This window comes from Streptomyces sp. NPDC054770, from assembly GCF_053611985.1.
Genome location: NZ_JBSHBL010000099.1, coordinates 1 through 19,739, shown reverse-complemented (window position 1 = coordinate 19,739; position 19,739 = coordinate 1). Strand labels below are relative to the sequence as shown.

The window sequence follows — 19,739 nt, the reverse complement described above, 5'->3', positions numbered from 1 at the left end:
AGGTCTCCGGTACATCCGGCCCGGCCATCTCCCCAGCCCATTCCCCTGTGTTCCTGCAAGACCGGCCCCGGCTCGGCCGAGCCGGGGCCGGAACCCGAGATTCCCGGCAGTCCGCTAGGCGCGGTCGTCGGCCGACCAGGGCCGCAGCCAGCGCGGGTCCGCCGAGTCGCCTTCGCGGACGAAGCGTACGTCGGCGGACATGCGCATGACGTCGGTCGTGGTGTCGAGGGACGCGTGGATGATGTTCGGTACGTGCACCATCACGTCTCCCGCGGCGAAGTCCGCCCACAGCCAGCGCCGGTCCAGGGTGCGGGCGGTCAGCTCCAGGTCGTGGCTGATGGGCCGGCGGTCACCGGGCCGGTCGCCGGTGGCGCGCAGGGCGGCGTACCGCTCGGGCGGGAGCGTGTGCGAACCCTCCAGGTAGACCAGCGCACCGGTGGCGGGCGGGCAGTCCCCGACCGGGATCCAGGCGGTCAGGGTGCGCGGGGTGCCCCGGTCCATGTAGTCGCGGTCGACGTGGGCACGTGAGGCAAGGGCCGAACCGCGGTGGAAGTGGCGCAGGATACGCCGCGACAGCATCACGACGCTGCCGCCGAGAAGGACTTCGGCGGTCCTGGCCAGGCGCGGGTCCGCGACGAAGTCCTGGAAGGCGGCCGAGCGAACGAAAGTGTGTGCGGGGTGCCCGGTGACCCCGTAGGGGGGCAGCGACGCGGGGACGTGACCGGAGAACACCCCGTCCTCGGGGCGGGTGCCCGGCGCCAGGTAGCCGGGCGGGAACAGGGAGAAGTACGCGCCACGCAGCCGCAGTACGTCGGCCCGCCGCAGCAGGCCGGGCAGGTACAGGTACCCGTCCCGGCACAGGCGCTCGCGCAGGGCCGCCGGGTCGTCCAGATACCCGGCGCTGGAGGTCAGCGGGGCGAAGAGCCCGGGCGAGAAGGATACGGGGACGTTGTTCGATGACAGGTGCACGCGGTCTACCGTTCTCCGGCGGGGCGGGACATGAGCGCAGGTCAGTAGACGCCCTCGACAGCGTCCTCGGCCGCACCGCCCTGGGGGCGGCCGGTGAAGGGACGGACAAGGGCGACGCCGTCCCAGGGAAACCAGGGGTGGGGTCCGACCCGGACCGCGCTGTCGCGCTCCAGCAGGTTGGGCAGGAACAGGTCCTCCAGGAGGGTGGTGGTGCGGATGCGGCCGCGCTCGCCCGGCATCACCTCGCGCCAGGGGTCGTCGGGGTCGACCACGGTGAGGACGGCGAACGGCGGGGGCAGGTGGTAGGAGCGGTCGGCTCCCTCCGGGAGCCGGGGGCCGCCCGGCACGGGATCGGCCTGGAGGGCGTGACCGACCAGGGTGTTGCCGTAGGTGTCGATCCACTGCACGCCGGCCAGGTGCTCGGCGCGCAGGAACGCCGCTTCGGCGGGCGTGCAGCTGGTGCCTCCGGTGCACACAGCCCGCACCCCGTAGGTGTGCAGGGGTTTCGGCAGCCGCATGGCCAGTTCGAGCAGCAGCCGGGAAGTGGTGAACAGCAGTTCAGGGCGCTCGCCGGCCAGCAACGGCAGGGTCTGTGCGATCAGGTGGCCGGTGTAGGTGTCGGCGTCGTCGCCCGAGCGCAGGACGGCCTTGACCCAGCGGGGGTCGAAGTCGATGGCGTGGACGGCGCCGCGCCAGCTGTCGGCGAGCGCTTCCACGAAGTGGCCGTAAGCGTGGGGGCCGCTCGGTGTCATCGCCAGGATGTCGCCGCCGGCGAGGCCGCGGGCCTCCAGGACCGTACGGTAGATCTCCACGTCGCAGGAGAGCCGGGTGACGTTGACGATTCGGCACGGGCGTCCCGTCGTCCCCCCGGTCTCGAAGATCCGGAAGGGGCGGTCACCGTATCCGCGCGGCCGCAGCTCGGCGGCGTGCGCGGCCCGCAGGTCCGCCTTGTCGAAAAGCCCGAACCGCCGCAGGCCGGCGAATCCGGTCACGTCTTCCAAGGGGTCGAAGCCGAGCCTGTCCCGCCGGTCGAGCCAGAAGGGGGATCCGGTCTCGGGGCTGAAGTGCCAGCGCATCATGCGCCGGGTCCACTCGTCGAGGCCGACACCCAGTTCCGGCACCCGTTGCCGCAGGAGCGCCTGCAGAGTGCCGAGGGTGGCCGGTGCGCCGGCAGCCGTCATGGACGTCATCTCTCCCCCGCGGTCGAAAGTCCGGTCGAAGGTGCTGCCACGGCCGCGTCGGGCCGGTGGACGAACAGGGACCGCGCGGTGACGGCGGCCGTGGTCACGGGGTCCGCTGCCGACAGCACGGCGGCGAACGGGAAGGGAACCTCGTGGCCGATGAGCGGATGCGGCCGCCCGTGGGTCCCGGGGGCGGACAGCAGCACCAGCCGGGGCAGGGCGTAGGCGCCGCCGCCCGGCGCGGGAACCGTGGCCGGGCGGCGGGTCAGCGTCCGGTCGCCGGGCCGCATCCGTGCGGTGACGGACTCGGCGGCCCGCTCCGCCCCGCCCGGCTCGCGGAAGGCCGCCAGGGGGAACCGCCGCTCGCCGGGGCCGGGCCGGATCTCGCTCAGGCGGCCCGCCAGCTCGTCGGCCAGGGGCCCGGCATCGCCGGCGCAGACGACGCTCCGGACGTTGCTGCAAAAGCGCCCGGCATCGGCGGCTATCAGCGGCAGGAGCCAGTCGGCGGCCGTGTCCACGGGCAGGTGCGCGGGCACCAGGGCACAACCGCGGCCCGCCCCGTGCACGGTGAGGGCAGGCCGGTCACGCAAGGAGCCGGCCAGGTCCTGGCCGCCGTACACGACCTGTCGGTCGGTCCGGCGCGCCAGAGTGGCCAGCAGACGGCGTTCGCCGGGATACAGGCCGATGCGGTCCGGGGGCCAGCCCGCTTCCAGCAGGGCGGCGACCATCCGCGCGGCGGACCACGGTTCGCGCCGGCTGGGTCTGATCCAGACGGCCGCGCTGCGCTCGGCCTGCTCGACGACGGCGTCCAGGCAGGTGAAGGTGTTGCCGGGCAGCGCCACGAACGCCAACGCGTCGTCGGCCGGGGCAGGCCGGCGGGCTTGCGTCCGCTCGTGGAGCATGTGGCCCCAGCGTTCGCTCAGGGCTTCCGGCAGCCCCGCATGCTCCCAGAGGATGGCACGGAAGCCGGCGGCGCTCTGCCGTCCGAGGCCGCCCACGGTCACCGTCCCGGAGCGGAACAGGTCCAGGGCTTCGAGGACCATGTCACGCCGCTCGGCCGGCGTGGGCGCCGGTGCGGGACGGTGGCCGAGCCACCACCGGTGGTCCGCGTCCGCGACGACGGGCGGCACCAGCGCCAGCCGTGGCCGGCCGGGACCGCCCAGGTCCGCCGTGTCGAGCGAGTCACACCAACCGCCCCTGCGGAAGGCGCAGACGAGGGCGCTCATGACAGTTCGGCACGCAACGCGTCGGCGACCCGGTCCTGCTCGGCGGGGGTGAGCGTCGGGTAGAGGGGCAGGGCGATGTGGTGGCGGGCGAACCACTGTCCGCGCGGGAAGTCCCGGTCCGGTCCGTGCTCGGGTCTGTGGGCGAAGTACGGCTGGTCGCACAGGAGCCGGTCGTAGACCTCGCCCGCGAGGAAGATGCCGTGGCGTTCGCGCAGCGCCCGTTTCAGCGGTGCGCGCCGGTCGGGGTCGTCCAGGTAGGCGAGGTACTTGTAGTAGTTGCTCGTGCATCCGGCGGGAACGGTGTAGGTGCGCAGCCCGCGGATGTCACCGAGGAGGCCGTCGTAGCGTGCGGCCGCGGTCTGCCGGGCGTGCAGGGTGGCCGCGAAGCGGGTCACGTCCACGACGCCGACGGCCGCGTGCAGCTCGCTGAGCCGCCAGTTGCCGCCGGGGCGGTCGTGCCGGGTGGCGCCCCCGGCGCTCTTGCCGTGGTCGCGCCACCGCCGGACCTGCTCCAGATCCTCCTCCGCCGCCGTCAGCAGCCCGCCCTCGCCGCAGGTGGCGGCCTTGGTGGCGAAGAAGGAGAACGCGCCGAAGCGGCCGAAGCCGCCGGCCGGCATGTCGCCGAGACGTGAGCCGAAGGCGTGCGCGGCATCCTCGATGACCGGGATGCCGCGTTCGCGGCACACGCCCAGCACCTCGGTGAGGGCGGGCGACACGACGCCCCCGATGTGGACCGGTATCACGGCGGCCGTGTCGGAGTGCCGCTCGAGGGCGGCCCGCAGGTCATCGGGGTCCAGGCCCAGCCCGTCGAGCTCCACGTCGACGAAGCGGACGATGCCGTGGGCGCGTACGACCGCCGCGGCGGTGGCGAAGAAGGTGTTGACCGGCACCAGGACCGTGCGCCCGCTCACCCCGATGACACGCAGCGCGATCTCCAGGGCGGCCGCTCCGGAGGAAACCCCGGCGCCCTGCCTGCCCGTCCAGGTGCGGGTCAGCTCCTCGAAGCGGGTGGTCTGCGACCCCTGGCTGAGCACCCCGGTGGCGAGGGCGCGGTCGACCCGGTCGAGGACCGCCCGGCGCTCCTCGACGCCGAACAGGATGCGCTGGGCCGGCAGAGCGGCGGCCGGTGCGGCGGGCCGCGACAGCACGCGGGTGAAAAATCCCGCGACGTCGGGCAGGTACGTGCCGTGGCCCATGGGGAGTTCGTGGATCTCGGCGGGGTCGCCGAGTCCGGCACGCGCGGTCTCGATCAGGGCGGCGGCCGTCTTGGCGTCGCCCGGATCCAGGTAGGGGTCGTGGGTGCCGTACTGGAGGTGCAGACCGGCCGGGCCGAGGGCCGCGTAGAGGTCGGGCAGGTCGGCGTACTCCAGGATGCCGGGGAGCACGGCGGCCTCGTGGCCGGTGAGGAGTCGGGCGTACAGCGCGGCATAGGTGCCCAGGTGGCTCGCGGCGCACAGCGGCAGGGGCCGGGAAGACAGCAGAGCCGTGTGCAGGGCGACGGCGGCGCCCAGGCTGTGCCCGAACAGGCCGGTGCGGTCCGGGTCGACACGCGGGTGACCGGCGATGGCGTCCAGTGCGCCGACCGCGTCGGAGACGAGGGCGCCGAGCAGGGGACGTCCGGTGAGGGCGAAGGCGTGGGCCAGCAGTGTGGACTGGTCCCGTGCGGCACACCGCTCGGTGTCGAGGCCGCCCGTGAGGCCGTAGGACAGCGTCAGGGTGGTGAAGCCCTCCCGGGACAGGTGCTCGGCGACGCCGCGATCGGGATGGTCGGGTGCTTCCTCGCCGGTGAGCTGGCCGAGGTGGGCGTTCTTCCCCCCGCACACCAGCACCGTGGGGCGGGGGCCGTCGCCCGGCGGGGCGAGCAGGGTGGCGGCGAGGGGACCGCGGCCCGGTGAGTGGAAGGTGAGGTGCTGGCGCCACAGCCCGTCGCGCACCGTGCCCGGCTGCTGGGTGAGGGCCAGCGGACTCCGGTCGACGCGGGCGAGACGTTCGACGACCGTGGTGACCCGGTGGGCCCAGGCGCCGTGGTCGGTGTCGTCGGAGGTGCGGCGCAGGGCCGGCGGGGCGGCCAGGAGGCGGTGGAGTCGGTTGCTCTGCATCGGGCGGCTCAGACGAAGTCTGCGTGGAGCGTACGGGGCACCTCGACCCGGTAGGCCTCCAGGGCCTGATCGAGCTGGATGCGCCCCTTCTTGAGGAGTTCCAGCAGTTCGTTCTGCGGCCGGTAGAAGCAACTCTTGCACAGGTCCGTACGGAGCGGGTTGGACACCTCCCACTCGGCGCGCGGGCCGCCTTCCAGCACCTGTGCGTAGCCGTCCTCCACCACGTTGCCGATCCGGTAGCGGCTGTTGAGGTGGACCTGGGGGCAGGGGTAGAGGTTGCCGTCCGCGCCGACGGCGGTGACGAAGCGGCTGTAGTGGCACTGCTCGAAGTCGCCCTCCACGTCGTCGACCTGGTCCATGGGGCCGCGGTCCAGTTTGGGCACCGAGACCTCGAAGTCGTCGGTGGCCAGCTGTGCGGCTTCCAGGAGGAGTTCGGACACGCGTGGCATGACCGAGTCGATGGTGTCGTGGCCCAGTGCGCTGTAGAACTCCGGCTCGAAGCGAATGTAGTGAGCTCCCGAGGTGCGGGCGACACGGGCCGCTTCGAGGATCTCCTCGTGGTTCTGCCGGGTGATCACGTAGTTGAAACCGACCCGGAATTCCGGGTCGGCGGCGGTCTCGCGGAGTCGGCCGGCCGAGTCCACGAAGGAGGCGAAGGTGTGCTCACGGTCGCGGGTGATGGCGTTGAAGGTTGCCTCCGTGCCCGCGTTGAGGCCGATGCGCACCCAGGTGTGAGTGTCGGCCACGCATGCCGCCGTGTCCGGCCGGCCGAGCCGGGAGCCGTTGGTGATCAGGCCCACGCGCAGGCCGGCCTCGTGTCCGGCGCGGCAGATCTCGGTGTATCCGGGGTGGATGGTGCACTCGCCACTGCCGCAGAAGGTGACCGCGCGTCCGTCGTTGGCGGCGAATTCGCGCAGCAGCCTGACCGCTTTCGGCGTCGGGATGGCGTCCTTGAACGAGAACAGGTCGTAGAACTGCCCCTCGTTCGGGGAGTGGAAGTTGCAGAAATTGCAGCGCATGTTGCAGGCGCCCATGATGCCGATGCGCATGTGGATCGGCCTGAGTTCCTCCCCTGCCACGAAGCGCCGGATCAGTTCACCGTGGGCCAGCACCTTCTGCGGCGAATGCGCCTGGTCGAGGCTGACCTCCGGGAGGCCTTCCCGGTTGCGCGGCGCCGCCAGGTCCCGGACGTCGGCCGACTGCTCTTCCATGCCCACAACCACTCCCCGTCGCTGTTTGAATGTGGATCCGGATGGCTGATTCCGTCAGAGGTGCGGCGCTGCGGCGGGCTGCTCCCACCACGAAAGCGGCCTGGCGAGCGAGTGTGCGCGGGGAAACGGGGCAGGCCCTCCCGGCGCACGGGGGCTGCGTTCCACAGGTTGCCTTCCTGCCGCCCGACCGTCCGGCCGAAGAAAGTGCCCGGTCGATCCGACCCGTTGAAAACCAAACAGCACGACCGCCGGTGCGGCCAGGCAGTCGACCGGCACTTCGGCCGGTCGTTTTCCGGCACAACGCGGCGCACGGCGCCCGGGACCGCCTGGCGATCTAGCCTTCTGTCGTGCCGGCACCGCAGGCGAGCCGCAGTCGGCAACACCTCGCACGCATCGACACCAAGAGCCGGGAAGGCGGAATGAGCACCGACTTCAGCATGGCGGAGGACGAGATCGGCGCGGCCGTCCGCACCGCTCGCGTACCCAAGTACTACCGCCTGAAGAAGCAGCTGCTCGACATGACGCAGAGGCTGTCGCCGGGCACACCGGTCCCGGCGGAGCGTGTACTGGCCGTCGAGTTCGACGCCTCGCGCACCACGGTCCGCCAAGCCCTCCAGGAACTGGCCGCCGAGGGCCGCCTGAACCGCGTCCAGGGCAAGGGCACGTTCGTCGCCATGCCCAAGGTGTCACAGCCCCTCCACCTCACCTCGTACACCGAGAGCATGCGGGCCCAGGGCCTTGAGCCGTCATCACGACTGCTCGACATCGGGTATGTCGCGGCCGACAGCGCTCTCGCCGAACTGCTCGACATCCCCGTCGGCGGCCGGGTGCTGCGCATCGAGCGGCTGCGCCTGGCCGACGGCGAGCCGATGGCCATCGAGACCGCGCATCTCTCGGCCGTGCGCTTCCCGGCCCTGCGCCGCAGCCTCGCCGGGTGCACATCCTTGTACGCGGCACTGGCCGAGGTCTACGACGTGCGGCTCGCCGAGGCCGAGGAGACCATCGAGACGTCTCTGGCCGCACCACGCGAGGCCTGCCTGCTGGGCACCAACGTGGGCCTGCCGCTGCTGATGCTCTCCCGCCACTCGACCGACACCTGCGGCCGGCCGGTGGAGTGGGTGCGTTCCGTGTACCGGGGCGATCGGTACAAGTTCGTCGCACGGCTGAAGCGCCCTCATGCCTGAGCTGGGCACAGCCGCGCGTTCGGACGGCATTCGACCACCGCCCGTTCGGTGACTTTACCTCTCGCCACCGGGCCGGAAGTGGCCGGTCGTACTGCGCCGAGGACCGCGGGGAGCAGCTCGCAGAAATCTCGGTTCACTTCCGTGACCGTTAAGTCAATACGCTCCGGCAAGCCGGGCCGGGCGGGCCCGTAAATCTCGTTGACACTGATCGCGATACCCCTGTAGACCATGAATGATGCCAAAAATGAGCGAACCAGAATTGGATTCCCTGATCGGGCCCCTGAGTGTCGTGGGCGAAGTGCGCGAGATCGAGGCGGTCCGCGGACTTCCTGAGCTTTCGGTGCACATTGCAGATATCGGGAGCGGATTCCCGGGGCGGCAGATGCATCATGGCCCGAACCACGGTTCGGGTCGTACCTTCAACGACCCGGAAATGTCCCGGATCATCGCCGTCGCGGAAGGGGCCGAGCGCTACGCGGGCCTCAGCTGCTTCGATGAACCCGTGTGGGCGACAGCCGCGGAGCTGCCCGGCCCGACCATCGGCCTGCACCGGGTGCCCCGCCTGTCGGCGACCGAGCTGGCACGGCCTGGATGCCCACTGAAAACCTTCACGCCGACGGCCCGCATGCGCTGGCTGCCGGGCCTCGACCTGGCGACGCACGACGAGACCTGGGTGCCGGCGGTGATGGCCTGCTACGGGCTGCCCAAGGTGCGCCCGGAAGAAAAGTTCTGGTATCGCATATCCACCGGGTACGCGATACATTCCGACCCGGTGAAGGCCCTGTGCGGCGCCTTGATGGAGGTCGTCGAACGAGACGCCATAGCCGTCACCTGGCTGCAGCAATTACCTCTTCCCCTGATCCGCGAGGACCATTTTTCAGAATTGACCAGGGAACTTCTCCGATGGTGCGATCGGCACTTCATCGAGGTTTCCCTGTTCGACGCCACCAGCGACCTGGGAATACCGACGGTATACGGCCTGCACGTTTCTCCGCATGACCGGAAAGCACGGCATATCGTGTCGTGCGCGACGGCGACGACGCTCGCCGAAGCCGCGGAGAAGACGCTGCTCGACGGAATATCCATTCGCAACTCGTATGCAAAACCCGGCCCGCTGGAAACAGACTTCGGCAAGTTCACGGAACTTCATCACGGCGCCCACTACATGGCCCACCCGGACCGCGCCCCCGCCTTCGATTTCCTGCTCCGGTCCGCGTCCGACCGGCCGCCGAGCGAGGGCCGGGAACACCTCCCCGAAGAACCGGCCCGGTTGCTGCGCCATCTCGTACGCACGCTGGACGACAAGGGGATGCAGGCGGTCGCCGTGAACCGGACGACGGAGGACCTCGCCGCTGCGGGGCTGACCGCCGTCACCGTGGTCATTCCCGACCTGCAGCCCATGTCCCTGCTTCCCCTCGCCCAGTACCGGGCTCATCCGCGGCTCTACGACGCGCCACGCCTCATGGGGTTCCGCGTGCTGGACGAGGGCGACCTCAACCCCTGGCCGCAGCCTTTCGCGTGATCCACCTGAGGAGCGCCATGAACACACACGTCGCCGTCGTCGGCCTCGGGGACTTCGGACAGCGGGTGGCCCGGCTGCTGACCGAGGAGCGCACCGACCGCCGCCTGATCCCGGCCGCCCCTCCGCAAGAGGTCTTCCACCGACTCGCCCACGGCGGCGCCAAGGCGGTGGTGGTCGTCCTGTGGCGCCACTCCCCCGCATGGTGCGACGAGTTCGACGCTCTCGCGTTCCGAACCCGCACCCGCTGGCTGCCGGTCGTCATGGAGCATCCCCGGCTGCGCATCGGACCGCTGGTCTCGCCGGGGGAAGGCCCCTGCCACCGCTGCTTCGAGCAACGCCGGATCCAGCACGACCCGCATCCCGAGACGACGGCCGCGCTGGCCGCCGCCTACGACGCCGCCCCGGAGAGCGGCCCCGCCGGCTATCTGCCGCACCATGCCCGGCTCGCCGCACACCTGGCCGAGGCGATGCTGTCGAGCCATGACACCGCCGGCCTGCTGACCACGGTGGGACTGAACGCCGGCAAGACGGCGAGCCGGCGCGTGAGCGCCTGCCACGGCTGCACCCGTTGCTCCTCCTCACCACTGCCCCACGGCGGCTCCCTCGCCCCGGCCCGGCTGCTGCCCCATCTGCCGGCCGTCAGGAGCACCCCATCGGACACGACGGCCGGACAACAAGGCGGACGACATGACTGACCACTCGACCGGTACCGACAAGCCGCAGTTCACCGGGACCGAGGCGCTCGCCTCCACGGCCGGGACGAAGGCGGTGCCCCTTCCGGTCCGGCCAAGGCTCTGTCGGGGCCTCATGGTGCTGCCGCACCGCTCCGGCGTCATCGTCGAAGGCGGCCCGACCCGGCGCCACCTCACCGGTGACGCCGCACGTGACCTGCTGCCCCGGATGCTGCCGCTCCTGGACGGCACCCGCACGACGGCCGCGCTGGCGGATGAGCTCGGCATCACCGTCACCCAGGCGACCCAGGCCGTGGCCACCCTCAATCTGTCCCAACTGATCGAGGAGCGAGCGGAGCACACCGGTCCGGACACCGACGACCCGACCTCCGTGTACCTGTCCCGTACGGTCGGCCTCCACCGAGTGCACCGGAGCGGAGCAGAGGCGGCGGCCGCGATCCGAGCCGCCGCCGTCCTAGTGGTGGCCCCCGGCCCGGCCGGAACGGAGACCGCGGCCGACCTCGAGGCACTGGGCGTGGGTACCGTGTCGGTGCGGGCCACGGCCGCCGAGGTCTCGGACGCCGACTTCACGCTGCTTTCCGCGGCGCCCAGGGCCCTGGTGATGGCCCTCGAGGAACCGGCCGACGTCGAGGCGACGGCCGAGCTGGAAGGTAGGTGCCGCGAGGCGGGCGTACCGTTGCTGCGCTGCGCCGCGACGGCCGCGGCGGTGGAGGTCGGGCCGCTGTTCCACCACGAGTTCACCGCCTGTTACCGGTGTTTCGCGACGGCGGCCGGTCCCGCGTCCGCCGAGGCCGGCGGCGGTCCTGTCCCGTCCGGACTCGCCCTGGCCCTGGGCGTCGACGAGCTGCTCGGCCTGCTGACCGGGAACGCCACCTCGCAGGCCTATCGCACGCTCAACGTGCTGACGCTCCCGGACCTCACCCGCAGCCGCCGGCTGCTCACTCCGGCGTCCGACTGCCCGTCCTGCAAGGATCTGCCCTCGGCCGGTCAGGAGTCCGCCGCCGCGGCGTACGCCTTCGAGCAGCAGGTGGAGCACAAGCCGACCGAGCTGGTCCTGCCCGGGCACGATGCGTGGCAGTTCCAGGTCGGGGTCAAACAACTGCAGGTGCAGCGCCCGAACTTCGGCCACCACCCCTTCCTCGCCTTCCCGCCCGCGGACGCCATGGCGCCGTACGCGACCGGGGCGGGACACCAGCGGCGGCCGGCGGGCGACGCGGCCGCCACGGGGCTGACACCCGAGGTCGCCGCCTGCCTTCTGACCCGGATCGGCGGCCGGCAGGACCGGACGACCACGGCCGGCACCCACCGGCGCTGGACGGCCAGCGCCGGGAATCTCGGCTCGGTCACCCCGTATCTGCTGACCAGGCCCTCCTGGATTCCGGGCCTGCCCGGCACGGTGTTCCGGTACGACGATGTGCGGCACGGCCTCATCGCGGTGTCGGCCCAGGAACACCCGCTGGCCGCCCTGCTCTCGGGTACCGATCTCGACGAGCGCGGACTGACCTGCTGTCTCGTGCTGGTCGCGGCGCTGGCGCGGGTGCAGGCGAAGTACCAGCGGTTCGCGTTCCGCCTCGTACACCTGGACGCCGGTGTCGCGACAGCCCAACTGGCCTTTCTGGCCGACGACCTGGGCGTCGGTCTGTCGCTCGCCTCACGCTGGGACGGCGGACTGGACGACGCCCTGGAACTGTCACCCGGCCGGGAGGTCGTCACGGCCGTCGCCGGTCTTCACTGACACCCCGCCCCGGTACCGCCGATTCCCCGAAAGGATCCGCCATGCCCTTGATCGACGAGGCCGAGCCCTTGGCAGAGCTGCTCCGCGCCGCGCGGGAGGGCCGCAGTCCCGTGGTCCCGGAGCGGGGCGGCGCTTCCGGGTCCGTCCCGCCGCCGTACCCGCAAGCGCCCGCGGGAACCCTGCGGAAGGAATCCGCGGCCACCCCCTTGACGGTGGATGAGGTCCTGCGACGGCGCACCTCGGTGAGCCGGTTCGCCGCCGAGCCCCTGTCCAGTGACGTCCTCGACCAGGTCCGCCGGTCGGGTCTGGCCGCCGAGCGGCGGCAGTGGCCGTACGAGAGCCACGGCGACGTGGGCATCACGGTGGCCGTGGCCGCGTACCGGGTCGACGGGCTGGCACCCGGGCTGCACCTGTACGAGGACTCCGGGAACGGCGGCCCGCGAGTCACGGTCGACGTCGCCGACTGGCTGCGGCTGCTGCAGGTCAAGTACGCGGATGCCCCGGCACTGTTGCTGGTGTGCGGCGACCTGGACGCCGCGTGCGCCGTCCATGGTGCGGCCGGCTATCCCCATGTTCTGACCAGGTGCGGCCACGCGGGATACGCAGCGCTGCTCAGCGCGGTGTCCCTCGGCCTGGCCGCCGCCCCGTTCGGGTTCACCGTGCCGTGGCCGCGCTCGGTCCGCGGGCTGTGCGGCGACTGGAACAGGCATCACCTGTTCACCGTCGCGCTCGGTGCCGGGGGCTGATCCTGGTGGCGGTCGACCATCGTCAGGACGGTCCCGAGAGGCGGAGTGCGCCACGCGTCGTCCCGGCCGGTGGTCCAGCTACGGGCCGGCAGCGGATCAGCCACCACGGTACGCGGGCGTCGGCGCAGGGCGGCCACGTGACCGGCCATGGCGGGACTCTCCCAGCCGCCGGGCGGCAGGGCCGGGGCGATGCCGACGGGGCCCCGACCGCACTGGACGGCGAGCAGGGCAGGGGAGTCGGCGAGGCCCAGCGCCAGTCGGGCGACGAAGTGGTAGGTCGCAGGGAAGACGACCGTGGCGTGCGCCCACTGTCCCCACTCCACGTGCAGTGCCTCGGCCCGTGGCCCCTGCGGCCAGGTGTCCGGGCACACCTCGTTCCCGGTGATCGCGCTCAACGCCTCCCGCGAGACGAACCGTTCGGCGCTGCGGGTCACCACGACACGCGTGCATATCTGCGGATAGGTGAGCCGCAGCCAGGTCAGCGAGGCCGGCAGGTAGGCGGCACTGATCGAGCCGGTCGCCACCAGCAGCAGATTGCGGGCCCCCGTCCTTGGAAAGCACGTCGGGGAATCCGGGGCCGCTCCGGCCAACCGGTCCGCTGCCTGCGGCGGTTCGGCGTCCCGGTCCGTCGTCCGGGCCTCCGCGGCCTCCTGTCCGTCCTCCGGCCCGTCCATGGCCTTCTCTTCCTGTCGCATTCCCATATCCCCCTGCACGTGCTTCATGTGCCTTACGACAATCGCGGGGTCTTCCATGTCCTACGTACTCGTTCTCAGCAGAGGTCACGGCTTCGGGCATGCGGCCCGCGATCTGCGTGTCGTCGACTCGATCCGGCGGCAGCGCCCCGACCTCAAGATCCTGCTGGCCGCGTCGGGAACTGCCGCCGAGTACTTCCGTATGCACGACGTGCCCTGCGTGGACCTCGGCATCGACGACGCCGAGGACATGACCCCGACGGCGTTCGCCCGCGTGCAGGCCTTCCTGCGCCGCATCCGGCGGCCCCAGCTGGTGGTCACCGACGAGGTGGTGGCGGCGCTGCCGTACTGCCGCAAGGTCTGGAAGGTCCCCTGCGTGCTCCTGACCGACTGGTTCTACGCGGAGTTCGGGGAGCCCGGGACCGACCCCTTTCTCGACTCGGCGACAGAGATCCTGATGCTCGACTTTCGCGCCGCACACCCCGGCCCCTACGCCATCACGGCTCCCATCAGGTACGTGGGTCCTGTCGTCCGGCCCTTCGCCGACCGACGCGCCCGGGTCCGGGAGGAACTCGGCGTACCCGACGGGTCGTTGCTGGCGGTGAACACCCTCGGCGGCATGACCGGACGGGACGAGGCCGGCCGGATGACGGAGCTGGCGCTGCGCGCCTGGAACACGAAGGCGCGCCCCGGCGACCAGCTGCACATCCTTGCACCGTCACCGTCACCGTCACCGCCGCCGTCCGGTGAGAGCCCCACCGCCGAGGCCCCGCGTGCGGGGGGCGGGAGCGTCGTGTGGAGAGGGATCGTCCCGGAGCCGGAATCCCTGTTCGCGGCCGCGGACGTCGTGATCGCCGACGCCATGGGGACCACCGTCTGCGACCTTGTGTACAACCGGATTCCGGTGCTCGGGCTCGTCGACCGGTCCGCCGGCTTCCCCGCCTCGTTCCACCTGCGCGTCGACGAGATGGCGGCGAACGGCCTCATGGTGTGCGCCGACGTGTCCTGCACACCCGAGGCCCTGTGGACCTCGCTGCAGCGGGCGATCGCACACACGGGGCCGGCGATCGCCCAGAGCAGTCTCGACCGCTTCGAATGGGCGACGGGGGCGGTCGTCGCCGACCTGGTGCTGCGTCATCTGCCGTCCGAGGAGAGTTCGCCGGGCTCGGGCGAGCGGTCGTCGGCGGCCCGTCCGGGGAGCTGACGGAACGTGCCGGATTCCCAGAAAACCAGGTCCCGTCCGCGCCGCGGTGCGAGCAGCGAGTGCCACGTGGCCGTTGCCGGTGCTTTGGCCAGCTCCGTCATGGCGTCGGCCAGTACCTCGCGAGGGCCGGCGGCACCGGGCCGCGGGTCGACCGGCCGACGCAGTATCTCCGGCACCCCGTCCGACTGCTCCAGATACGCGACGAGCACCTCGGCGAGGGTCGGCGCCCGAACTCCGAAGGAGACATGCAGGCTCACCGGTCCAGCGGTCGCGATGTGCGGGCTGCCGGCCGGGACATGGAGCACGTCTCCCGGCTCCAGCGTCACCTCCAGGGCGGCCTTCGGCAATTCGCCTTCCGCGACGACCCGTTGCCGCGCCGGGCCGGGCAAAGGCTCGTACACCCTCCATGTCTTCGTGCCGTCCAGCTGCACCGCGAACACATCCGGTACATCGGTGTGGCACGGCAGTCCGGACGCGCCGGGCGGAGAGAGGAACATGCCGGCCATTGCCGGTCTTCCGACGACCCGGCGAATTCCGTTGGTGATCCCGGCCAGTTCGGGAATCCACTGATCGCAGTTGTGCATGGACAGCGAGGCACCGGATACGAGCAACTGGCGAAGCCGGGCCGGATCGATGGTTTCCTCCTGTACGAAGGCCTGTCTCCGGCGGTTCACGGTGTACCTGTGCGCCGGGATTCGATCACCCCCGTCGAGGACAGCGACCATAAAGGGCCACACCTCGCCGCGCACGAACCTCTCTTCGATCGCGTCCAGCGTCAGATGCGAAAACGGAAATCCGACCGCCGCCCCCTTGAAGAGCTGCACCGAAGGGGACTCTCCCGAGAGCGTCTCATCAATCAGCGACAATAATTCTGCCATAGCAGCACCCATCCCGCACAGGAATTATCCTCACCAGGTCTATGCCATTGGCGATCCGAAAGTCAACCGTCCGCACCGGATCACTCGGGAACCAAGATAGTTACGAAGATTTTAGACAGATGCTTCAGCACAAGATTTCCGGAATCGCTAACTCTACTACCGGAACACGAGTGCAGCCTTCCCCGTCATTCCTCCATCATGCCTGGCTAGAGCCCCGGAACATATTCAATATTCTTTCTTATGTCTCCCCTGGACACCAAGGACAGAGTGCACACAACACCCTTTTCGGGCCCATGTCACCGGGCATTGACTAACTCTTCACCATCATGATAGGAAATGATCAACGGGAGATTCACAACGGGGAAGGCGGGGCCATATGTCGGTTCCACTACTTTTATCCATTCCGACTTCCTCGCCTCCACGGAGAAAACTCCGTATGCGGCTCTCGGATCTCACATATATCCGAAAGAGCACCTCTCCGGACATCACACCTCAGCTGGTCTCCGGCTTCGCCGTCCGCCCCGGCACGCAATCCGAAACGATTCGTCGGGCCCGAATCCTCGAATATCTCGAGAAGCTGCCCGATAATTCCTCCTTCGCGTTCGCGGAACGTGCGGAAGAAGAATTCCCTGATGTCATCAGCGCCTACGGCGGTCCCGCTGCGAGCGTCCGATCGATCGGCGCGCCTGTGGCCCCGCCGGCCGACCAGGACAGGTGCCGCAACGAGCTCCTGATCACCGAGTCGAATGCCGGCATGTCACCGGTGGGGCGGTCGCCGGATCCCGGGGACAGCGGGGAGGCGCGTCTCTCCACCCCGGACCAGCTCATCGCAGCGCGCTCCGCCCGGCTGGACACACAGGGCCGGTCGGCCTTCCGCCGGGCTTCGGGTTCTCCCGGAGCCCCTGGGGCCGGAAGTGCCGCCGGACGCGGTGCGGGGGTTCCGGGACGAGCCCCGCGGATGCTCACCGAGGCGCGGGCCCAGTACCCGTGCGGAGCTGCGACCTTCCGAACGGAGAGCTGTTGAAGGACATCGTCGTCACCGGACCAGCTCCCGACGGCACACCGCCCGGTGTCCGCCTGAGTTCCGTGGTCATGACCCACCCCCGCCGCCGGACGGCCGCCGAGCAGCTCGGCACGGCCCTGGGCGTGCCCCGCCTCGTCGTCGACCCTGATCCCCATGCGGCCCCCAACCCGCTGCGCACAGCGAAGGTGGCCTGGGGCGCCGTCTCCCCGGATGCGACGCACCACGTCGTCTTCCAGGACGACATCAGCGCCGGCGAGGACATCCTCGACCAACTGGCCGTTGCGGCAGCCCGTCATCCGCAGGCCGCCGTTGCGCTCTACGCCAACTGGGACACCAGAAACGGCGAGTTGGTACGCATCGCCGCTCTCGCCGGAATCTCCTGGGTCCGCGGGCGCTGGGACGACTACGTGCCCACGGTCGCCCTGAGCATGCCTGCCGATGCGGCGCGGGAGTTTCCCACCTTCACCCGCGCCATGGAGATGAAATTCGACGACGAGGCGGTCACTCTGCACCTCTCCAGACAGCGATGTCATACCTACATTCCGGTACCGAACCCCGTCGAACACATGGGCGACGACAGCATCGCAGGCATGAACCACCACGGGATCCGGAAGTCTGCCTGCCACGTCCTGGATCCAGACCTGCCGGAATCACTCGCCGTCGGCGCGGTTCTGGAGCGGGTCGATTTCATCCCCTTCCTCCGCTTCGGCGAATCACGTGTGGTGCTCGATCACCTGGTCGGAACCGGTGACACGCCGCTCTGCGTCGAGTGGCGCGAGGCCCTTCCGCACATGGGCCTGGCGTACTGGGACTTGTTCGACGGATTCCGCGCGGCCGGCGGCTTCCGTGCCCGTCCGGACTGGGAGCAGGTCGAGCAGGCCCTGGGCGAGGACTACGCCCTCGAACTGTGGATCCACTGTTTCCTGCTGGGCTGGCAGGTGCAGCGGGTCTCCGAGCACGTCGACCCGCTGTGGGTGACCGGTTCTGCCGAACGGCACCAGGAACTCGCCTCCGCCGCCCTTTCCACCATCGGGATCGGCGGACTCCAGCGGACCCGCAGGGCCGATGTCACACCTGCCCTGCGTGAGGCCCTGACCACTGCCGCCGAGCATCGCGTCTCGATGGGCAGGATGTTCGCCGCCAGGAAACAGACCAGGGCGCAGCAGTGACGACGACCGCCTATTCCCACGAGGCTGTCACAGAACGGTTCGCCGACCGGCTCGCCCTGGAGCTTCTGCTACAGACGTTCCCCCCGCAGATGGTCGACGCCGCCGTCGCGGCCTCCGGCAGGTCGGAGCAGCGCGTACGGCTCCTGCCGGCCAGGACAGTCGTGTACTTCATGCTCGCCATGGGCCTGTTTCCCGACCTCGGGTACGCGGAGATCGCCCGCCGTGTCGGAGAAGTCCTCGTCCGATGGGACATCTCGCCGGCCCGTCAAGTGCCCACCACCGCCGCGATCTCGCGGGCACGCGCCAAGCTGGGCGCCGAACCGCTGCGCCGGCTGTTCACGGCGTTGACGACACAGATCACGGGGGCGGCCGACGGCACCGACTCCGTGCCGGGGCTGCGGGTACGGGGGCTGGTGAACGTCGACTTCGCCGTTCTGGACCCGCGAAAGGCCGGGTACCGGCTCATGGTGCTCGCCGGGACGGACGACCGGGGCCCCCTCGACGCGAAGGTGGCCGGCGCCGACGCCGGTGACCTGGGCCGATGCGCACGGGAACTGCTCGCCCAAGTGGGCCCGCGCGACCTGCTCGTGCTGCATCACGACATCGTCGACGGCGAGGTGATCCGGGCCGCCTCGGAGTCCGGCGCCTGGCTCCTGTACGGCGTGCGCGACGGCTCGCCGCCCCTGACGAAGGCGCCGTCCGTCCCCGGCACCGTCCTCGGGGACACAGCGCCGGGTACGGACGTCCGACTGCGCACCACGCTGCCCTCGCCCGGCCCGCTGGCCGATGCCGATCTCGTCCGGCTGTACGAACGGTACGCGCAGTCCAGGCGCCTCTTCCAAGACCGGCACAACGGGCACAAAGGAGTCCCTCCGGTCATCCGGTCGCGCACGCCGGAAGCAGAGGAGCAGGAGATCTGGGCGCGTCTGCTGATCCACTGCGCCACCTACTACCGAAGGGAGCGGCATGCCGGCCCCCCAAGTCGAACCCACGCCGTACCCGCGCCACGAAGCGCCCCTGACTGAACACTGGCCTTTGTTCGGCCTCCGCGTGGAGACGCCCCGGGTGTCCCTGGCGCTGCCTTCGAGCCAGCAGCTGGCCGAGTTGGCCCAGTTGGCTGTGGCGGGGATCCATCCTCCTGAGGCCATGCCCTTCCACGTCGCCTGGACCGACGCCCCGCCGGCCCAGCGGGCGCGAAGCGTCGTCCAGCGGCACCTGCTTCTGCTCGGCGTCTGGAACACGGGGTCCTGGGTCCTGCAGCTGTGTGCGTCTGTCGGCGGCACCGTCATCGGGGTGCAGGAGGTGATGGCGCGCGACTTCGACCTGACGGGCGAGGTCTCCACCGCTTCCTGGCTGGGTGCGGAGCACCAGGGAAAGGGGTACGGGACCGAAATGCGGGCCGCCGCCCTGGAGCTGGCGTTCGCCGGACTCGGAGCCGAGTACGCGACGTCGGCCGCGTTCGAGGACAATCAGGCGTCGCTCGCCGTGTCGCGACGCCTCGGTTATCAGCCCGACGGGATCGAGCAATTCGTGGTGCGGGGAAAGGCTTGCATCGCACGGCGTTGGCGAATGGACAGAGAGCTCTGGTACCGGAATAGATCGACCGCGGTCACCGTGCACGGCCTGCCCGCCTGCCGCGAATTCTTTACGACCCGACCGGCCGCCATGTCCTCGCCCGGCCCGCCGACCTCCGCTGCCATCAAGTGACTTAACGCGCCGCGAGAATGGTGCGCTCCGACACCTGACCAGGTCACAACCGCGGCGCGTACACAGGCCGGGGCATAGGCCACCGGCTAAGTCATGCGAGCCGAACAGCGCCCGCACGACCTATGCAAGTATGGATTTCGCCGGGTACTACGGGGTCCCGGAGAACAGTTCTGGACTCCTTTCCCTGCCCGGTTCTCCACCCATAAGTGAGAAACGAGAAAAGGAGGTTCGAAAAATGCCGGAGAATCAGCTGCTCGACCTGAGCGCCGTCGACATCACGGAGTCCTGGGGCGGGTCCGACGCCCTCACCGGGAACGACGAGTCCCCCGAGGCCGCGCTCGCCTGCCTCGAGCCCTGCACCGCCTGCGCCGACTGCGGATGCGGCGGCAGCTGCGGCTGCTGAACAAGGGTGACCGCCCGCCGGGCCGTGTGCCCGGCGGGCGGTCACCCTCCCGACCGGGACCCGGCCCGGGGCATCGCGCCGACGAACACGCAGCCCC

The 19,739-nt window shown here is 70.6% G+C and carries 17 protein-coding genes; 10 read left to right on the top strand and 7 right to left on the bottom strand.

Going from position 1 to position 19,739, the window contains the following annotated elements; translation table 11 throughout:
- Positions 1-114: 114 nt before the first annotated feature.
- From ACWGKQ_RS45765 to ACWGKQ_RS45745, 5 genes are read right to left on the bottom strand one after another with little or no spacing between them, the layout of a single operon-like run.
- A complete protein-coding gene (locus ACWGKQ_RS45765) occupies positions 115-969 on the bottom strand; it encodes a phytanoyl-CoA dioxygenase family protein (RefSeq protein ID WP_453298012.1) in 855 nt (284 codons plus the stop codon).
- Between the two features lie 41 nt (positions 970-1,010).
- Positions 1,011-2,150 (bottom strand): hypothetical protein, encoded by a 1,140-nt coding sequence (locus tag ACWGKQ_RS45760; protein ID WP_453298011.1) that lies wholly within the window; start codon positions 2,148-2,150, stop codon positions 1,011-1,013.
- A 5-nt stretch (positions 2,151-2,155) separates the two neighbouring features.
- Positions 2,156-3,376, bottom strand: coding sequence for a hypothetical protein (locus tag ACWGKQ_RS45755; RefSeq protein ID WP_453298010.1), 1,221 nt, complete (start codon positions 3,374-3,376; stop codon positions 2,156-2,158).
- Positions 3,373-5,475, bottom strand: coding sequence for a DegT/DnrJ/EryC1/StrS family aminotransferase (locus ACWGKQ_RS45750; protein ID WP_453298009.1), 2,103 nt, complete (start codon positions 5,473-5,475; stop codon positions 3,373-3,375). The genes ACWGKQ_RS45755 and ACWGKQ_RS45750 overlap by 4 nt, the downstream gene beginning before the upstream one ends.
- A gap of 8 nt (positions 5,476-5,483) precedes the next feature.
- A complete protein-coding gene (locus tag ACWGKQ_RS45745) occupies positions 5,484-6,686 on the bottom strand; it encodes a radical SAM protein (RefSeq protein WP_453298008.1) in 1,203 nt (400 codons plus the stop codon).
- Positions 6,687-7,105: 419 nt separating this feature from the next.
- On the opposite strand from ACWGKQ_RS45745, the gene ACWGKQ_RS45740 reads away from it, so the two are divergent.
- The 5 genes from ACWGKQ_RS45740 to ACWGKQ_RS45720 all read left to right on the top strand — a co-directional run bounded on the left by ACWGKQ_RS45740 (position 7,106) and on the right by ACWGKQ_RS45720 (position 12,565).
- Positions 7,106-7,870 carry a GntR family transcriptional regulator gene (locus ACWGKQ_RS45740; RefSeq protein ID WP_453298007.1) on the top strand — a complete coding sequence of 255 codons (765 nt, stop codon included), beginning with the start codon at positions 7,106-7,108 and terminating at the stop codon, positions 7,868-7,870.
- Between the two features lie 244 nt (positions 7,871-8,114).
- A complete protein-coding gene (locus ACWGKQ_RS45735) occupies positions 8,115-9,392 on the top strand; it encodes a YcaO-like family protein (RefSeq protein WP_453298006.1) in 1,278 nt (425 codons plus the stop codon).
- Between the two features lie 17 nt (positions 9,393-9,409).
- The gene (locus ACWGKQ_RS45730; protein ID WP_453298005.1) at positions 9,410-10,087 is read left to right on the top strand and encodes a TOMM precursor leader peptide-binding protein; all 678 of its coding nucleotides are present in this window, start codon (positions 9,410-9,412) and stop codon (positions 10,085-10,087) included.
- Positions 10,080-11,819, top strand: coding sequence for a hypothetical protein (locus ACWGKQ_RS45725; RefSeq protein ID WP_453298004.1), 1,740 nt, complete (start codon positions 10,080-10,082; stop codon positions 11,817-11,819). The genes ACWGKQ_RS45730 and ACWGKQ_RS45725 overlap by 8 nt, the downstream gene beginning before the upstream one ends.
- Positions 11,820-11,860: 41 nt before the next feature.
- Positions 11,861-12,565: a hypothetical protein gene (locus tag ACWGKQ_RS45720; protein ID WP_453298003.1), complete on the top strand. Its 705-nt coding sequence runs from the start codon at positions 11,861-11,863 to the stop codon at positions 12,563-12,565.
- Here ACWGKQ_RS45720 and ACWGKQ_RS45715 read toward each other — a convergent pair.
- Positions 12,529-13,260 carry a flavoprotein gene (locus tag ACWGKQ_RS45715; protein WP_453298002.1) on the bottom strand — a complete coding sequence of 244 codons (732 nt, stop codon included), beginning with the start codon at positions 13,258-13,260 and terminating at the stop codon, positions 12,529-12,531. The genes ACWGKQ_RS45720 and ACWGKQ_RS45715 overlap by 37 nt on opposite strands.
- 55 nt (positions 13,261-13,315) lie before the next feature.
- Between ACWGKQ_RS45715 and ACWGKQ_RS45710 the strand changes: the two genes are divergently transcribed.
- Positions 13,316-14,461 (top strand): glycosyl transferase, encoded by a 1,146-nt coding sequence (locus tag ACWGKQ_RS45710; protein ID WP_453298001.1) that lies wholly within the window; start codon positions 13,316-13,318, stop codon positions 14,459-14,461.
- Here ACWGKQ_RS45710 and ACWGKQ_RS45705 read toward each other — a convergent pair.
- Positions 14,392-15,285 (bottom strand): JmjC domain-containing protein, encoded by an 894-nt coding sequence (locus ACWGKQ_RS45705; RefSeq protein WP_453298000.1) that lies wholly within the window; start codon positions 15,283-15,285, stop codon positions 14,392-14,394. The two genes, ACWGKQ_RS45710 and ACWGKQ_RS45705, sit on opposite strands and share 70 nt — an antisense overlap.
- Positions 15,286-16,359: 1,074 nt before the next feature.
- On the opposite strand from ACWGKQ_RS45705, the gene ACWGKQ_RS45700 reads away from it, so the two are divergent.
- The 4 genes from ACWGKQ_RS45700 to ACWGKQ_RS45685 all read left to right on the top strand — a co-directional run bounded on the left by ACWGKQ_RS45700 (position 16,360) and on the right by ACWGKQ_RS45685 (position 19,642).
- Positions 16,360-17,532: a hypothetical protein gene (locus ACWGKQ_RS45700; protein ID WP_453297999.1), complete on the top strand. Its 1,173-nt coding sequence runs from the start codon at positions 16,360-16,362 to the stop codon at positions 17,530-17,532.
- Positions 17,529-18,557 carry a transposase domain-containing protein gene (locus ACWGKQ_RS45695; RefSeq protein ID WP_453297998.1) on the top strand — a complete coding sequence of 343 codons (1,029 nt, stop codon included), beginning with the start codon at positions 17,529-17,531 and terminating at the stop codon, positions 18,555-18,557. Before ACWGKQ_RS45700 ends, ACWGKQ_RS45695 begins: the two co-directional genes overlap by 4 nt.
- Positions 18,558-18,597: 40 nt before the next feature.
- On the top strand, positions 18,598-19,239 hold the full coding sequence (locus ACWGKQ_RS45690) for a GNAT family N-acetyltransferase (protein WP_453297997.1): 642 nt from the start codon (positions 18,598-18,600) through the stop codon (positions 19,237-19,239).
- Between the two features lie 235 nt (positions 19,240-19,474).
- Positions 19,475-19,642, top strand: coding sequence for a hypothetical protein (locus ACWGKQ_RS45685; RefSeq protein ID WP_453297996.1), 168 nt, complete (start codon positions 19,475-19,477; stop codon positions 19,640-19,642).
- The last annotated feature ends 97 nt before the right edge of the window (positions 19,643-19,739 follow it).

Coding starts and splice junctions, on each gene's coding strand:
- ACWGKQ_RS45760 (WP_453298011.1), bottom strand. CDS start 2,150: ATGACGGCTGCCGGCGCACCGGCCACCCTCGGCACTCTGCAGGCGCTC.
- ACWGKQ_RS45755 (WP_453298010.1), bottom strand. CDS start 3,376: ATGAGCGCCCTCGTCTGCGCCTTCCGCAGGGGCGGTTGGTGTGACTCG.
- ACWGKQ_RS45750 (WP_453298009.1), bottom strand. CDS start 5,475: ATGCAGAGCAACCGACTCCACCGCCTCCTGGCCGCCCCGCCGGCCCTG.
- ACWGKQ_RS45745 (WP_453298008.1), bottom strand. CDS start 6,686: ATGGAAGAGCAGTCGGCCGACGTCCGGGACCTGGCGGCGCCGCGCAAC.
- ACWGKQ_RS45740 (WP_453298007.1), top strand. CDS start 7,106: ATGAGCACCGACTTCAGCATGGCGGAGGACGAGATCGGCGCGGCCGTC.
- ACWGKQ_RS45735 (WP_453298006.1), top strand. CDS start 8,115: ATGAGCGAACCAGAATTGGATTCCCTGATCGGGCCCCTGAGTGTCGTG.
- ACWGKQ_RS45730 (WP_453298005.1), top strand. CDS start 9,410: ATGAACACACACGTCGCCGTCGTCGGCCTCGGGGACTTCGGACAGCGG.
- ACWGKQ_RS45725 (WP_453298004.1), top strand. CDS start 10,080: ATGACTGACCACTCGACCGGTACCGACAAGCCGCAGTTCACCGGGACC.
- ACWGKQ_RS45720 (WP_453298003.1), top strand. CDS start 11,861: ATGCCCTTGATCGACGAGGCCGAGCCCTTGGCAGAGCTGCTCCGCGCC.
- ACWGKQ_RS45715 (WP_453298002.1), bottom strand. CDS start 13,260: ATGCGACAGGAAGAGAAGGCCATGGACGGGCCGGAGGACGGACAGGAG.
- ACWGKQ_RS45710 (WP_453298001.1), top strand. CDS start 13,316: ATGTCCTACGTACTCGTTCTCAGCAGAGGTCACGGCTTCGGGCATGCG.
- ACWGKQ_RS45685 (WP_453297996.1), top strand. CDS start 19,475: ATGCCGGAGAATCAGCTGCTCGACCTGAGCGCCGTCGACATCACGGAG.